Below are 14410 nucleotides of genomic sequence, written 5' to 3'. Positions count from 1 at the left end.
CGCCCTCGCTGCAAAGCGCCTGCACTGCGGCGCGGCGCCGCCTAAAATCGTGGCACAGGCGCGGCACCAGACCGCCGCCTCCCACCAGGAGACTCCCGCATGCGCATTCTTATTGCCGAAGACGACCAGGTGCTGGCCGATGGCCTGCTGCGCACGCTGCGCGCCTCGGGGGCGGTGGTGGACCATGTGGCCAGCGGCAGCGAAGCCGATGCCGCCCTGCTGACCAACAACGAGTTCGACCTGCTCATCCTGGACCTGGGTCTGCCCAAGATGCACGGCCTGGAGGTGCTCAAGCGCCTGCGCAGCCGGGGAACGGCCCTTCCGGTGCTCATCCTCACCGCCGCCGACAGCGTGGAAGAGCGCGTGAAGGGCCTGGACTACGGCGCCGACGACTACATGGCCAAGCCGTTTTCACTGCAAGAGCTGGAAGCCCGTGTGCGCGCCCTCACGCGCCGGGGCATGGGCGGCACCAGCAGCGCCATCAAGCACGGCCCGCTGGTGTACGACCAGGCCGGCCGCGTGGCCACCATCGACGGCAAGATGGTCGAGCTATCGGCGCGCGAGCTGGGGCTGCTCGAAGTGCTGCTGCAGCGTGCCGGCCGCCTGGTGAGCAAGGAGCAGCTGGTGGAGCGCCTGTGCGAGTGGGGCGAAGAGGTGAGCAACAACGCCATCGAGGTGTACATCCACCGCCTGCGCAAAAAGATCGAGAAGGGCCCGATCCGCATTGCCACCGTGCGCGGGCTGGGCTACTGCCTGGAAAAAATCCCCGGCTAGCCGCATCCATCCAGGCTGCATTCACTATGAAATTAATAGCTGTTAGCGCTTATCCAATAAGCGCTATAGCCTTATTTCATTACAAACCGGGGGCGCAGTGAAGATTTTCCAGCGCGAGCAGCGCTCGCTGTTCGGCGAGATCCTGGACTGGATGCTCACGCCGCTGCTGCTGCTGTGGCCCGTCAGCCTGGCGCTGACCTGGCTGGTGGCGCAGGGCCTGGCCAACAAGCCGTTTGACCGCGCCCTGGAATACAACGCCCATGCGCTGGCGCAGCTGGTGACGGTGCAGCACAGCAAGGTGCAGTTCAACCTGCCCCAGCCTGCCAGCGAGATCCTGCGCGCCGACGACTCCGACATCGTTTATTACCAGGTGACCGGGCCGGGGCGCAAATTTCTCTCGGGCGAACGCGATTTGCCCCTGCCCGACGATGACGATCACACTGCGCCCGGCGAAGTGCGCCTGCGCGATGCCGAGCTGCGCGGCGTGGAGATTCGCGTGGCCTACATCTGGGTGCGGCTGGCGCTGCCCGATGCGCCGCTGGCCCTGGTGCAGGTGGCCGAAACGCGCGAAAAGCGCAGCGTGCTGGCCACCGAAATCATCAAGGGCGTGATGCTGCCGCAGTTCGTCATCCTGCCGCTGGCGGTTCTGCTGGTGTGGCTGGCGCTGGCGCGCGGCATCCAGCCACTGAACCAGCTGGAGCAGCGCATCCGCGAGCGCAGCCCCGACGACCTCTCGCCGCTGGACGACCGCACCGTGCCGCTGGAGGTGGCGCCACTGGTGTCGTCCGTGAATGACCTGCTCACGCGCCTGGGCGATTCGCTGGCCACGCAAAAGCGCTTTCTGGCCGATGCGGCGCACCAGCTCAAGACGCCGCTGGCCGGCCTGCGCATGCAGGCCGACCTGGCCCAGCGCGAAGGCACCAGCACCGAAGAGCTCAAGCGCTCACTGCAACAGATTGGCCGCTCCAGCATCCGCGCCACGCACACCGTCAACCAGTTGCTGGCGCTGGCGCGCGCCGAAGGCAGCGGCGTGGGCATTGCGCGCGTGCCGTGCGATCTGGCCAAACTCACCATCGAGGTGGTGCGCGACTCGGTGCCGCGCGCGCTCGACAAGCACATCGACCTGGGCTACGACGGTGCCCAGCCGGGCACCCCCGGCGTCTGGATGGACGGCAACCCCACATTGCTCAAGGAGCTGGTGCGCAACCTGGTGGACAACGCCATCAACTACACCCCCTCGTCCCCCGACAAGCCCGGCGTGGTTACGGCCCGCGTGCTGGCCGACACCTTTGGCCATGTACTGCTGCTGCAGGTGGAAGACTCGGGCCCCGGCGTGCCCGAGGCCGAGCGCGAACTGGTTTTTCAACCCTTTTACCGGGCGTTGGGAAGCGAGGCCGACGGCTCGGGCCTGGGTCTGCCCATCGTGATGGAGATTGCGCGCCAGCATGAGGCCGAGGTGACGCTGGAAGACGCCAACCCCGGCCAGCAGCCACCGGGCGCACGTTTCACGGTGCGCTTTGCCGCCCGCATGCCGGACACCGACGCGCCACAGGGATAAGCCCGGCCCGGGCGCGCATGCGCCACGGCAGGCCCTTGCGGTCGTGTACGAACAGCAGGGCCTGAATGCTATTAAAACAGAAGCATGTTGCGCTTACCCATCAAGCGCTGCAGCCGTTTTTGCCTCAAATATCAAGGGCAGGTGCGCAGTGTCTTTTCGCCCAAGGCCGGACGCAGCTGCGTTTCGACCTGCGCGCGCGTGGCGCTGTCGAGGGCGGGCAGGCGCAGCGTGAAACCTGGGGCCTCGGCCCGCTCTACCACCACGCGTGCGGTGCGCACGCCCTGGTTGCCCAGCGTGGTCAGCGCCCGCTGGGCGGCTTCTTCCGAGGCAAAACGGCCCAGCGACAGGCCCGGCTCCAGCGTCGGGTTGTTGGGGCGGTCAAAGGGCACCTTGCGGGCGCGCAGCTCGGCGCGCTTCTTGTCAAGCGCCTCGTCATCGGCAAAGCGGCCCATGTAAACCATCCAGCGCCCGGGAATGGGCGTGGATTCGAGGCTCCAGCTGCCCTGCGGCAGGGCCGCGGCAGCGGTGCGCACGGCGTCGGCCTGGCGCTGGTCCAGCGTGCCGGCCTGCAGGCACACCGTGGCAGGCGCGGAAGCCGCCATCGCGGCGGGTGCGGGTGCGGGGGCGGGTGGGGCGGAAGCCGGGGCCTCGCTGGCGACGGATGGCGCCACCGGCGGGGTTTCGCGGGCTCGCAGAATGCGCAGCGTTTCGGGGCGGATTTGCTGCGCCATGCGTTGCGGCTCGGACTGTTCGACCGGCGCCAGCCCCCACGAGCGCAGCCAGCCGTGCGACCACGCGTAATAGCCGGCATTGGCCAGCAGCAGGACGATGACAGCAAGTCGCAGCATGGGCAGGTCTTTCAGAGGGCGCGGGCGGCTGCGGGCCGCACGCTGATTTCAGCGCTGGTGATGGCCTGCATGCCTTGCGCGGTGTGCACCAGCAGCGCACCGTCCTCGGCCACGCCATGCGCTGTGCCGGCCTGCCCGTCGCTCAGCGTCACGGCCCGGCCCTGCAGCACGTCGCGCGCGGCAAATCGCGCCTGCATGGGCGCAAAGCCATAGCCTTCAAACGACTGCAGCATGGCGACCAGGGGCGCAGCGATGCGCAGCAGGACGGTGGGGGCGTCCAGGCCGGGTTCCACATCCTGCAGGCTGCCGGGCGGCATGCTCAGGCCCTCGGGGCTGCGTGGCAGCACATTGATGCCAATGCCCACCACCACATAGCGGGCGGCGGGTGCGCGGGTGGCAGCAGGCGCCTGGGGCGCAACAAAACTCGCGGTCTCCACCAAAATGCCGCCCAGCTTGCGCTCGCCCGCTGCGCCGTCCAACCACAGGTCGTTGGGCCACTTGAGGCCAATGCGCGCCGCATGGCCATCACCCAGGGCGGGCAACACGGGTTGCAGGCTCTCGGCCACGCTCACGCCCACAGCCAATGACAAGCCAGACCAGTCGGCAGGCGCCAGTGGCAGGCCCAGGGACATCATCAAAGACGCCCCCGCATCGCTTTGCCACACGCGCCCCAGCCGCCCGCGCCCTGCTGTTTGCTGCTCGGCCACCAGCAGCGTGGGCTCGCACTGGCCGGCGCGTGCGCGGCGCATGAGCTCGGTGTTGGTGGAGTCGATGCTGGGCAGCACCTCGACCGTGAAGCCGGGCAGCAGCGGCGCCACGGCCTCCCAGACGGCCTCGGCGGGCCAGCGAATGGGACTTTTCTGCTGCGGCATCACTGCGGGCGGTTGCGGCGGGGTTGGGGGGCCGCAGGCGGGGCGGGCGCCCTGGTTTTCTTCGCCTCGTTGGCTGCCTTGGCTTTTTTGGGAGCAGCGTCTTTGGCCTTCGTTTTTGCCTTTGTTTTGGCCTGGGCCTTTTGCTTTGAAGGCGGCAGCGGCACGGGCGGCGCCCAGCCACGCTTGGGGGCCAGCAGCGTGCCCCGGCAGTTCTTGCTGCCACACCAGCAGGGGTATTCGGCCTTGAGCTTGGGTGTGTAGCGCTCTTCGATGATCAGGCCGTAGTCGTAGTTGAGCTCCTCGCCCGCCTGGATGTTGCGCAGCGCGGTGATGAAAATGCGGCCGTCCCGCTCATCGGCGTAGCAGTTGGGGTTGCAGCTGTGGTTGATCCAGCGCGAGGAGTTGCCGCCGAACTTTGCATCGATCACGCGGTCTTCATCCACATGAAAGTAAAACGTGTGGTTGGGTTGCAGGGGGTCGTGCGGGTGCCGGTCCTGCGCTTCCTGCCAGCCGATGACCTGGCCGGTGTATTCCACCAGCACCTCGCCCTCGGCAATGTCCTGCACGGCAAACACGCCCTTGCCATGCACGCCCGAGCGCCGGGTCTGGATACGGCGGCCCGGTGCAACAGTGGGGGCGGCGGGCGATGCGGAGCGGGGCATGGCAAAAACTCTGTTAACTTGATGGTGCACACATGTGTGTGCGTGCGCGTACATGCGTGTGCATGCGCGTGAGACCCGAATTGTAGAAGCGCCCGCAACCCGGGCAACCAGAATGACTGGCGAGAGCCCCAAAATGACCAAGACCCTGGTAATTGCAGAAAAACCCTCCGTCGCGCAAGACATCGTGCGCGCACTGACCCCCGTGGCCGGCAAGTTTGACAAGCACGACGACCACTTCGAGAACGACCGCTATGTAGTCACCAGCGCCGTGGGCCACCTGGTGGAGATCCAGGCGCCGGAAGAGTTTGACGTGAAGCGCGGCAAGTGGAGCTTTGCCCACCTGCCCGTCATCCCGCCGTACTTTGACCTCAAGCCCGTGGACAAGACCAAGAGCCGCCTGAACGCGGTGGTCAAGCAGGCCAAGCGCAAGGACGTGACCGACCTCATTAACGCCTGCGACGCGGGCCGCGAGGGCGAGCTGATCTTCCGTTTGATCGAGCAATACGCGGGTGGCAGCAAGCCGCTGGGCAAGCCTGTCAAGCGCCTGTGGCTGCAGTCCATGACGCCGCAGGCCATCCGCGACGGCTTTGACGCCCTGCGCACCGAGCAGCAGATGGCGGGCCTGGCCAGCGCCGCGCGCAGCCGCAGCGAGGCCGACTGGCTGGTGGGCATCAACGGCACGCGCGCCATGACGGCGTTCAACTCGCGCGATGGCGGCTTCTTTTTGACCACCGTGGGCCGGGTGCAGACACCGACGCTGTCGCTGGTGGTGGAGCGTGAGGAAAAAATCCGCAAGTTCATCAGCCGCGACTACTGGGAAATCCACGCCACCTTTGGCGCGCAGGCCGGTGAATACCCCGCCAAGTGGTTCGACCCGAAGTGGAAGAAATCCGAAGACGTCGAAGCCCGCGCGGACCGCGTCTGGTCTGCCGCTGAAGCCACGGCGATTGCCAACGCCGTGCGCGGCAAGCAGGCCACGGTCACCGAAGAAAGCAAGCCCACCACGCAAGCGTCGCCGCTGCTGTTCGACCTGACCAGCCTGCAGCGCGAAGCCAACGGCAAGTTCGGCTTTAGCGCGAAGACCACGCTGGCGCTGGCGCAAAGCCTGTACGAGCGCCACAAGGCCCTGACCTACCCGCGTACCGACTCGCGTGCGCTGCCCGAAGACTATGTGCCCGTGGCCAAGCAGACCTTCGAGATGCTGGCCGACAGCGGCATGCGGCACCTCGCGCCACACGCGCTCACGGCGCTGAACAACAACTACGTGCGCCCGTCCAAGCGCATCTTTGACAACAGCAAGGTGAGTGATCACTTTGCCATCATCCCCACGCTGCAGGCACCATCGGGCCTGTCTGAAGCCGAGCAGAAGCTGTACGACCTGGTGGTGCATCGCTTCATGGCGGTGTTCTTCCCGAGTGCTGAATACACGGTGACGACGCGCATTTCGACCGTGGCCCCGCACAGTTTCAAGACCGAAGGCAAGGTGCTGGTCAAGCCGGGCTGGCTGGCCATTTATGGCAAGGAAGCCGCTGAAGAAGTGGAAGGCGGCAAAGAGGGCGACAAGGGCCAGAACCTGGTGCCTGTGAAGCCTGGCGAAATGGTCAACACCGTGGCGGTGGACCCCAAGGGCCTCAAGACCAAGCCGCCCGCCCGCTACTCCGAAGCCACGCTGCTCGGCGCCATGGAAAGCGCCGGCAAGCAGATCGACGACGAAGAGTTGCGCTCGGCCATGCAGGAAAAAGGCCTGGGCACGCCCGCCACGCGCGCAGCCACCATCGAAGGTCTGCTGACCGAAAAGTACATGCTGCGCGAAGGGCGTGAAATCATCCCCACGGCCAAGGCCTTCCAGCTCATGACGCTGCTGCGCGGCCTGGAGGTGGAAGAGCTGTGCCGCGCCGACCTGACCGGCGAATGGGAGTTCAAGCTCTCGCAAATGGAAAAGGGCTTGCTCAGCCGCGAATCTTTCATGGCCGGCATTGCCAGCATGACCGAGCGCATGGTCCAAAAGGCCAAGGAATACGACCGCGACACCATCCCCGGCGACTACGCCACGCTCGAATCCCCCTGCCCCAACTGCGGCGGCGTGGTGAAGGAAAACTACCGCCGCTTTGCCTGCGTCGGTAAACCCGGTGCAGAAGGTTGCGGCTTCAGCTTTGGCAAATCGCCCGCAGGCCGCACCTTTGAAACCGCCGAGGCCAATGCCCTGCTGCGCGACAAGAAGATCGGCCCGCTGGAGGGCTTTCGCTCCAAGGCGGGCTGGCCCTTCACGTCCGAGATCGTCATCAAATACGACGACGAGGCGCACAACTACAAGCTCGAGTTCGACTTTGGCGACGACAAGAAGGGCGAAGAATCCGGCGAGATCGTCGAATTTGAAGACGCCTCCCTGGGCGCCTGCCCCATCTGTGGCTCAGACGTGCACGAGCACGGCAGCAACTACGTGTGCAGCAAGGCCGTGCCCACGGCCGCGCAGCCCACACCGAGCTGCACCTTCAAGAGCGGCAAGATCATCCTGCAGCAGCCCGTGGAGCGCGAGCAAATGCAAAAGCTGCTGGCCACTGGCAAGACCGACCTGCTCGACAAGTTTGTGAGCATGCGCACCCGCCGCGCCTTCAAGGCCCACCTGGCGTGGGACAAGGAGGCGGGCAAGGTCAACTTTGAATTTGCGCCGAGCAAGTTCCCGCCACGCCCGGGCGCTGCTGCCAAAACAGCCGCTGCCAAGGCAGGCAAGACCACCGCCGCCGCCAAAAAAACTGCTAAACCGGCCGCTGCCAAGAAAGCCCCGGCCACCAAGGCCCCACGCAAGCCCGCCGCAGGCAAGGCCCCCAGCGCCGCCCTGGCTGCCGTGATCGGCGCCGAGCCCGTGGCACGGCCCGAGGCGGTGAAGAAGATGTGGGAGTACATCAAGGCCCACAACCTGCAGGACCCCAAGGACAAGCGCACCATCATCGCCGACGACAAGCTGCGCGCCGTGTTCGGCAAGGACAGCGCGGGCATGTTCGAACTGGCGGGCATTCTGGGCAACCACCTGGGCTGACCGGCTGCCTGATCACGACACCACTCAAAAGCGGTAACCGTCGCAAGCATCCGCCCGCACCATGCGCAGCCCAGCCGAACGCGCCCTTCTCACTGCACTGGCAGTGGCCTTCGTGGCCGCTGCCGCGGCAGCCTGGTGGACCGCCGACCAGTGGGTGCCCCATGCCGGGCCGTGGACCCGGCAGGCCTGGAAGAAAATCACCCGCCCCGGCCCCGACACCCTGCCACCCGAGAAGCGCCCCGCCCAGGCGGGCGCAGCGCAATCCGGCGCCTCAGTGCCCGTGGCCCGTCCTCCGCGCAAATGCCTCAAGGACGGTCGCACCATCTACACCGACCGGCTCTGCCCCCCGGGCAGCCAGGAGCAGGCGGTGGACGGCGCGTTGACCTCGCTGCCGCGCTGACATTCAGACCGCCGGGGCGCGCAGGAGGGCTCTGTGCCACTGCGAGACACGGCATGTCACCTGCCTGGGATAAGCTGAACCCCTGCGCATTCGCGCCGCCCACCACGCCCTGACCATGCAGCAACTACCCCACGCGCCTTCCGCCCGCCCCACGCGCTCGCTCCCGCTCACCGGGGCCACCAACTTCCGCGACCTGGGCGGCTACATCGGCCACCGCGGGCAGCAGGTGAAGTGGCGGCGCATCTTCCGCTCTGACCACCTGGCCGCGCTCACGCCGCAGGACCAGGCCCTGCTGGCCGATCTGGGCGTGGCCCGCGCGGTGGACTTTCGCGGACAGGCCGAAAGCGCCGCGTATGCCTACGCACTGCCTGGCGTGGCCTACCACCTGCTGGCCATCGAGCCCACCGTGGTGCAGCGTGCGCTGGAATTGCAGCGCACCGGCCGCCAGCTCACCGCACAAGACGCCGTGGCGCTGATGCAGGAAACTTACCGGGGCTTTGTGCACGCCAACGCGCCGCGCTTTGCCGAGCTGTTCCGCCTGCTGCTGGCCAGCGATGCGCCCACCGTGTTTCACTGCACCGCCGGCAAAGACCGCACCGGCTTTGCCGCCGCCCTCATCCTGCTCGCCCTGGGCGTGCCGCGCGACGTGGTCATGCACGACTACCTGCTCACCAACACGCTCTACCAGCGCCCGCCCGGCATGGGCAGCCACGCGCCCGAAGAAGTGCTGCGCGTGCTGTGGCGCGTGCAAGAAGAGTTTCTGGACGCCGCCCTGCACATGGTGGACAACGACTTTGGCGGCCTGCAAACCTATCTGGTGGACGTGCTGGGCGTGGATGCCGCAGCGCAGAACGAGCTGGCAGGGCGCTATCTGCAGGCGGTGTGACGCGATTGCGCGGGTGAGGGCGCCGATGGCGTGGCCGTTTGATGGTGGCGCGTGTCGCACCGATGTGCGCACTACAAGTCTGCACGCACTGCCAAACTGGTTTTTGGCACGGCCTTGCCGCATCGCTTTTGCCTTATCGCGGCGCAGCGGATCGCCGGCGTGCGGGCATTTGGGCTAGCGGGCGCTGAGCCAGCCCAACACAGCGGGCCTTCAGCGCCAGCTCGATGTTTGCTCACCAATTCATAGCTGTTAACGCTTTCTGCATAAGCGCTAGAGGCCAATTTGACTTAAACCTGCGAGGGGTTATGCACCGCAATCCATTGCCTCGCGTGGGCTCGCTCTATTCATGCGGCTTATCTTCAAAGGTTGCGCCTCGCCACCACACCCCCTACAGTGCATTAACAACTGCATATAAACATATGCAGCGCACAACATAGGGGCGACCAGCAGCATGGCGACATTGATACCGGCGATAGGCTCGTCCGCATTTGATTCCACGGGCGAGCGTCGCTTGGCCGAGCGGCTGGAGCAAAAGCTCGATGCCGACTACCTGCTGTGGCACAACGTGCCCATCGGCCCCAAACAAACCCACCCCGACTTTGTGGTGCTGCACGCGCGCAGGGGCTTGCTGGTGCTGGAGACGAAGGACTGGCGCCTGCAAACCGTGCAAAACGCCACCCGGCAGGCGTGGACCATTCTGGACAACGGGCGCCCCAAAGTCGTCATCAATCCCCTGGCCCAAGCCCGCCACTGCGCCATCCAGGTGGTCAACGCGCTAGAGCGCGACCCGCAACTCGTGCATGCCGAAGGGCCGCACAAAGGCAAACTGGCCTTTCCGTGGGGGCACGGCGTGGTGTTCACCCGCATCACCCGCAAAGAGTTTGAAACCTCGGGCCTGGCCGAAACCATCGACCCGCATTACGTCATCTGCCAGGACGAAATGCTCGAACACGCCGACCCCGAAGAATTTCAACAGCGGCTGTGGAACATGTTTGCCCACCGCTTCGGCGGCGCCATCACCCTGCCGCAGCTCGACCGGGTGCGCTGGATCATGTTCCCCCAGGTGCGCGTGCAAACCCAGGGCACCTTGTTTGACGACAACGATGCCGACGCCCAGCTGCCCGACATCATGCGTGTGATGGACCTGCAGCAAGAGCAGCTGGCCCGCAGCCTGGGCGACGGCCACCGTGTTATCCACGGCGTGGCGGGCTCCGGCAAAACCATGGTGCTGGGCTACCGCGCCGAATACCTGGCCCGCGCCCACGCCGCAGGCAAGCCCGTGCTGGTGCTTTGCGACAACGAGCCGCTGGCCGTCAAACTCGCCGCCACCATGGCCGCCAAGGGCCTGAGCGAGCGCGTGCACTGCGTCCACTTCCACAAATGGGCCCGCGCCCAACTGGTGGCCTACGGGCAAGCCTTGCCCGCTAACAACCAGTCGCAAGACGCCTTCTTCGCCGACATGGTCCAGCGCGTCATCACCGGTGTGGACCGGGGCCACATCCCCACCGGCCAATACCTGGCCGTGCTCATCGACGAAGGCCACGACTTTGCGCCCGAATGGCTCAAGCTCGTCACCCAAATGGTGGACCCCACCACCAACAGCCTGCTGGTGCTGTACGACGACGCGCAAAGCATCTACGAGCGCGGCCGCCAAAAGAACTTCAGCTTTAAAAGCGTGGGCATCCAGGCGCAGGGCCGCACCACCATCCTCAAGATCAACTACCGCAACACGCGGCAGATTTTGCAAACCGCCAACGCCATCGCGGGCGACCTGCTCACCGCCGAAGACCGCGACGACGACGGCATCCCCCTCGTCAAACCCGTGAGCTGCGGCCGCGACGGCCCCGAGCCCATCGTCATCAACTTGCCCACCCTGCCCGAACAGGCCGCCAAGATCGCCGAGCTGCTGCAAGGCGCACATGCGGATGGCTTTGCCTGGGGCGACATGGCCGTGCTGTGCCGCGACGCCAAGGCGCGCGACCTGTGCGCCAGCACCCTCGCCAAACGCGGCGTGCCCGAGCAAAACCGCCTGGGGCCGGGCGACTATGACCCGCTGGCCAACAGCGTGAAGATCATGACCATGAAGGTCAGCAAGGGGCTGGAATTCCCGGTGGTGGCGATACCGGGGGTGGAGCGGCTGGAGCACATGGGGGCGGAGGCCACCGAGCCGGGAGAGGGTGCGCAGGCGCTGTCAGAGGCCGAGGCGCAGGCGCGCAGGGATGCGGCGCGGGTGTTGTATGTGGCGGCGACGAGGGCTACGCAGAGGTTGGTGCTGGGTACTGATCAGCGCTCTTGAGTCTTGCAAGGAGTTGGGGCTGAGCCTGTGATGCATATCCTCAGGCCCAGCCCCAAAATGGGGGGGGATTCGCTGATTCAGGGTTGGCCCAGCTGTTCGATCAATTCCGCCAATTTTTCCTGGTTCAGCTTGGTCTCAAACGTGACAGGCACCCCACTATCTGCCAATGCCTGAAAGAAGCGTTTGGCCGCATCAATCTTGAGCTGCTCTCGGGCCGCAATTCCGCTTTGCTGGTCGTACCCCTTGGTTTCCACCACCAGATACAGGTCCTGCGCTTTGCCATCGCGCTGCACCACATAGCCAAAGTCGGGGTTGTATTCCCCCGCCGGCGTGGGGATGCGAATGCGCGGCAGTTTGGCAAAAACCTGCACAGCCCGGTGGTGGCTCTCGTCCACTGTGGTGCGTTCAATCGTGCTGTCCAAAGGTATCTGGGGTTCTGCGTACAGGGATCGTTCTGCCGCCGCTGGGTTTGCGATGGCATAAAGCTCTTTACCCATCTCGCTCACAGCCACCTCGGGCAAAAGGTTGCCCTTGGCGTCTGTCAGCCCGGTCTTGATGCGTACCTCGCGCAGCTCGTAGCTCAGCTTGTTGATGATGGTGTCGTACACACAGTGCAGACAAATATCTTTGAGTGCAGCCAGGGCACGGTTTTCGTTTTTCGCGATCAACGCAAATTTTTCGGCGGGCATGCGCTGCAGCACCGCGCACACGGTGGTCATAGACAGCTTGGTGCCTTGGCTCAGCTCCCGCACAAACTCGCTCAGCGAATAAATCGTGTGCGGCTTCATCGTGTAGCTGGCCTGTGTGCTGCGCGCCAGATTCACCTCTTGCGCGTGCTCAGTGCGGGTCACATCCAGCGTCAACGCCCGCACGTTGAAATCTTTGGCAATCGCCGCCACGATGTTGTCAATCAAGAGCGGTGTGTTCAGTTCGTACTTCAGTACCGCCTCGCGGTTCAACTCTTGCCACAGGTGCTTGAACTTGGCGAACTGGTCAGCACGTGGCGTAAGCACCTGCACCGGGCGCTTGGTTTTGTGCTTGATGCGGCCACTGCTACCGAAATACTGGTCGAAATACTCCAGCACCCTGCTGGCATGCGCTGCGGTCATGCCTGCCACCTTCAGGCACTCGTGTTGGAGCTTGTCCCGCCGCGCTGCAAACTCAGCTTCGGTCCATCGCAAAGTGGCTTGGCCCGACACCTCGTCCAAATCAATGGCCTTCATCTCCACCAGCAAGTCCAGCACCTTGCCTGCCACCCGCGTGCTGGGCGCAGCCCCAAACGCCTGCAATGTCACGTCATCAAACTCAGCGGCCACGCTACCCACGCTGTGTTCTTTGATCTCGTCCTGAATGGACTTGACGAAATCGCCCTCACTCTGCGGCACCACCACCACCAGCTCATTCACTTCGTCAAAGGTGGCGTCGTCGCTTTCAATGCGCTCTAGCTGCTGGTTCACCGCCAAGCGCAGCCCACGCCCAATTTGCTGCAGCTTGGTAATGCTCGAATCGCTGGGGGCCAGCTTGCACAGCGTGAAGATGTTGGGGTTGTCCCAACCCTCCTGCAGCGCCCACATCGAAAAGATAAAGCGCAAATCCGTGTCAAACGACAGCAGCCGCTCCTTGTCCTTCAAGATGAGCTGCACCGCTTCTTCCTGTCCCTTCTCGGTCAGCGAGCGGGCGAAGTAACCCTTGTGCACATCCTGCACGCGGCTTTGGGTGCGCTCCAGGTAGGCGCGGTAGTCCGTGTCCAGATCGTCTTTTGCTAGCACCTGCGCCAACTGCGCTGCGTACTCACGCTCAAACACATCGCGCAGCACCGCAGGCTTGCCCCCTTCGGGCAAATACTTGCCCACCGAGTCGATGAAAAACAAACTCAGCGCCTTGATACCGCGCCTAAACAGCGCCTCTTCGCGCTCAAAGTGGTTGGCAATGGTGGTGCGGATGATGAGCTGCTGCACCTCATCGGCCAGCACGCCATAGTTAGTCGGCTCGCCCAGCAGCACCGAAAAGCCGTTGGTAAACCGCAGCTCCTTGGCCGTCACCGCCTCCACCACATGGCCGCGCAAGTAGCCCAGCGCCGTTTTCTCGCCCAGGTTGTCGCCTTTGGCCAGCTCCACACTGGCCGCTTTGCCATCGGGCCGTTGGTAGGCCAGGTGCGCCACGCGGGCGCTGGCCGTGCCGCTCACCCGGTTCAGCACCAGCGCATGCATGGCGGCCTGCCCGGCGCCCACCGTGTCCACCGTGATGCCCTTGACCAAGCGCTTGCGAAACGCCTGCACGCTGTCCAGCGCGTACACCAGGTTTTTGTATTCCTTGTTCTTGAAGGTGGCACCAAACCGGATGGTCAGCAGCGGATTGAACTTGGGCAAATACTCCTGGGTTTTTTCGCCCTCCGCGCGGTGCGGCTCGTCAATGATGAGCACCGGGCGCAACGCGGCCAGCCCTTCCATGTAGCTTTTGGCCTGGCCAAAAAGGTTGGCCTCTACGCCCCGTTTGTTGATGACGTTTTTTTGCTTGTTGAACGAGCCAAACGTTGCCACCAGCACGCTGATGCCCGCATTGGCCGCATTCACAAACCCGGCCACCGTGCGTTCGGAGTAGTCGAACACATTGATCTTTTGGTTGTTGTACTCGCGTGCAAAAAACGCCGCCGTGGTCTGCAAACTCTTGAGCGTGCCTTGGCGAATGGCGTTGGTGGGCACCAGCACAATGAATTTGGACAGCCTGTAGCGCTGGTGCAGCCGGTGCATCGTTTCGATGAACGTGAAGGTCTTGCCCGTGCCTGTTTCCATCAGCACATCCAGGTTCAGCGCAGGCGTTGCGGTGTAGGGCACCATCACCGCCCCCGCCGTCACCTGGTTGCCCGCCCGGATGCTGCGCAGGTTGGCCTCAATGGTGTCGCCCGCGCGCGCGGGCACCCAGGTGGGGTTGGCGTGGCTGGCGGTGGCGGCCACAAAGGGCACGTTGTCAAACACCCTGGCAATGCTGTCCACCGCCTGGGTTTGGTGTTCGAGCCGGGTGTACTGAAACTGGGGTAGCTGGGGTAACCGGGGTGTGAGGGTTGTTTTGGCCATGTT

The 14410-nt window shown here is 64.8% G+C and carries 10 protein-coding genes; 6 read left to right on the top strand and 4 right to left on the bottom strand.

Annotation, left to right across the window (positions count from 1 at the left end; all coding sequences use genetic code 11):
• The first annotated feature begins 99 nt into the window (after positions 1-99).
• A complete protein-coding gene (locus B7Y64_RS01610; RefSeq protein ID WP_024813400.1) occupies positions 100-774 on the top strand; it encodes a response regulator transcription factor in 675 nt (224 codons plus the stop codon).
• A 97-nt stretch (positions 775-871) separates the two neighbouring features.
• Positions 872-2332 (top strand): sensor histidine kinase, encoded by a 1461-nt coding sequence (locus tag B7Y64_RS01605; protein WP_291325776.1) that lies wholly within the window; start codon positions 872-874, stop codon positions 2330-2332.
• Positions 2333-2463: 131 nt separating this feature from the next.
• Here the strand turns inward: B7Y64_RS01605 and B7Y64_RS01600 are convergent, their stop codons facing one another.
• Genes B7Y64_RS01600 through B7Y64_RS01590 form a run of 3 tightly spaced genes read right to left on the bottom strand, consistent with a single transcriptional unit; the run spans position 2464 to position 4714 of the window.
• Positions 2464-3180, bottom strand: a complete 717-nt coding sequence (locus B7Y64_RS01600; protein ID WP_291325774.1) for an SPOR domain-containing protein — start codon at positions 3178-3180, stop codon at positions 2464-2466.
• 11 nt (positions 3181-3191) lie between these two features.
• Positions 3192-4052, bottom strand: coding sequence for a biotin--[acetyl-CoA-carboxylase] ligase (locus B7Y64_RS01595; RefSeq protein ID WP_291325772.1), 861 nt, complete (start codon positions 4050-4052; stop codon positions 3192-3194).
• Positions 4052-4714, bottom strand: coding sequence for an SET domain-containing protein-lysine N-methyltransferase (locus B7Y64_RS01590; RefSeq protein ID WP_024813404.1), 663 nt, complete (start codon positions 4712-4714; stop codon positions 4052-4054). Before B7Y64_RS01590 ends, B7Y64_RS01595 begins: the two co-directional genes overlap by 1 nt.
• Before the next feature lie 133 nt (positions 4715-4847).
• On the opposite strand from B7Y64_RS01590, the gene B7Y64_RS01585 reads away from it, so the two are divergent.
• From B7Y64_RS01585 to B7Y64_RS01570, 4 genes are all read left to right on the top strand, one after another.
• Positions 4848-7751 (top strand): DNA topoisomerase III, encoded by a 2904-nt coding sequence (locus B7Y64_RS01585; protein ID WP_291328222.1) that lies wholly within the window; start codon positions 4848-4850, stop codon positions 7749-7751.
• A 61-nt stretch (positions 7752-7812) separates the two neighbouring features.
• The gene (locus B7Y64_RS01580) at positions 7813-8151 is read left to right on the top strand and encodes a DUF4124 domain-containing protein (protein ID WP_291326083.1); all 339 of its coding nucleotides are present in this window, start codon (positions 7813-7815) and stop codon (positions 8149-8151) included.
• Positions 8152-8266: 115 nt separating this feature from the next.
• The gene (locus tag B7Y64_RS01575; RefSeq protein WP_291326081.1) at positions 8267-9037 is read left to right on the top strand and encodes a tyrosine-protein phosphatase; all 771 of its coding nucleotides are present in this window, start codon (positions 8267-8269) and stop codon (positions 9035-9037) included.
• 451 nt (positions 9038-9488) lie between these two features.
• Positions 9489-11333 carry a 3'-5' exonuclease gene (locus B7Y64_RS01570; RefSeq protein ID WP_291326079.1) on the top strand — a complete coding sequence of 615 codons (1845 nt, stop codon included), beginning with the start codon at positions 9489-9491 and terminating at the stop codon, positions 11331-11333.
• 77 nt (positions 11334-11410) lie between these two features.
• On the opposite strand, the gene B7Y64_RS01565 is transcribed toward B7Y64_RS01570, so the two are convergent.
• Positions 11411-14407: a DEAD/DEAH box helicase family protein gene (locus tag B7Y64_RS01565; RefSeq protein WP_291326077.1), complete on the bottom strand. Its 2997-nt coding sequence runs from the start codon at positions 14405-14407 to the stop codon at positions 11411-11413.
• Positions 14408-14410 lie beyond the last annotated feature (3 nt).

The organism is Acidovorax sp. 35-64-16, assembly GCF_002281195.1.
Taxonomy (GTDB): Bacteria; Pseudomonadota; Gammaproteobacteria; order Burkholderiales; family Burkholderiaceae_C; genus Acidovorax; species Acidovorax defluvii.
Note: the sequence above shows the minus strand (reverse complement) of the source record. Positions and strands in the feature narration are given on the sequence as shown.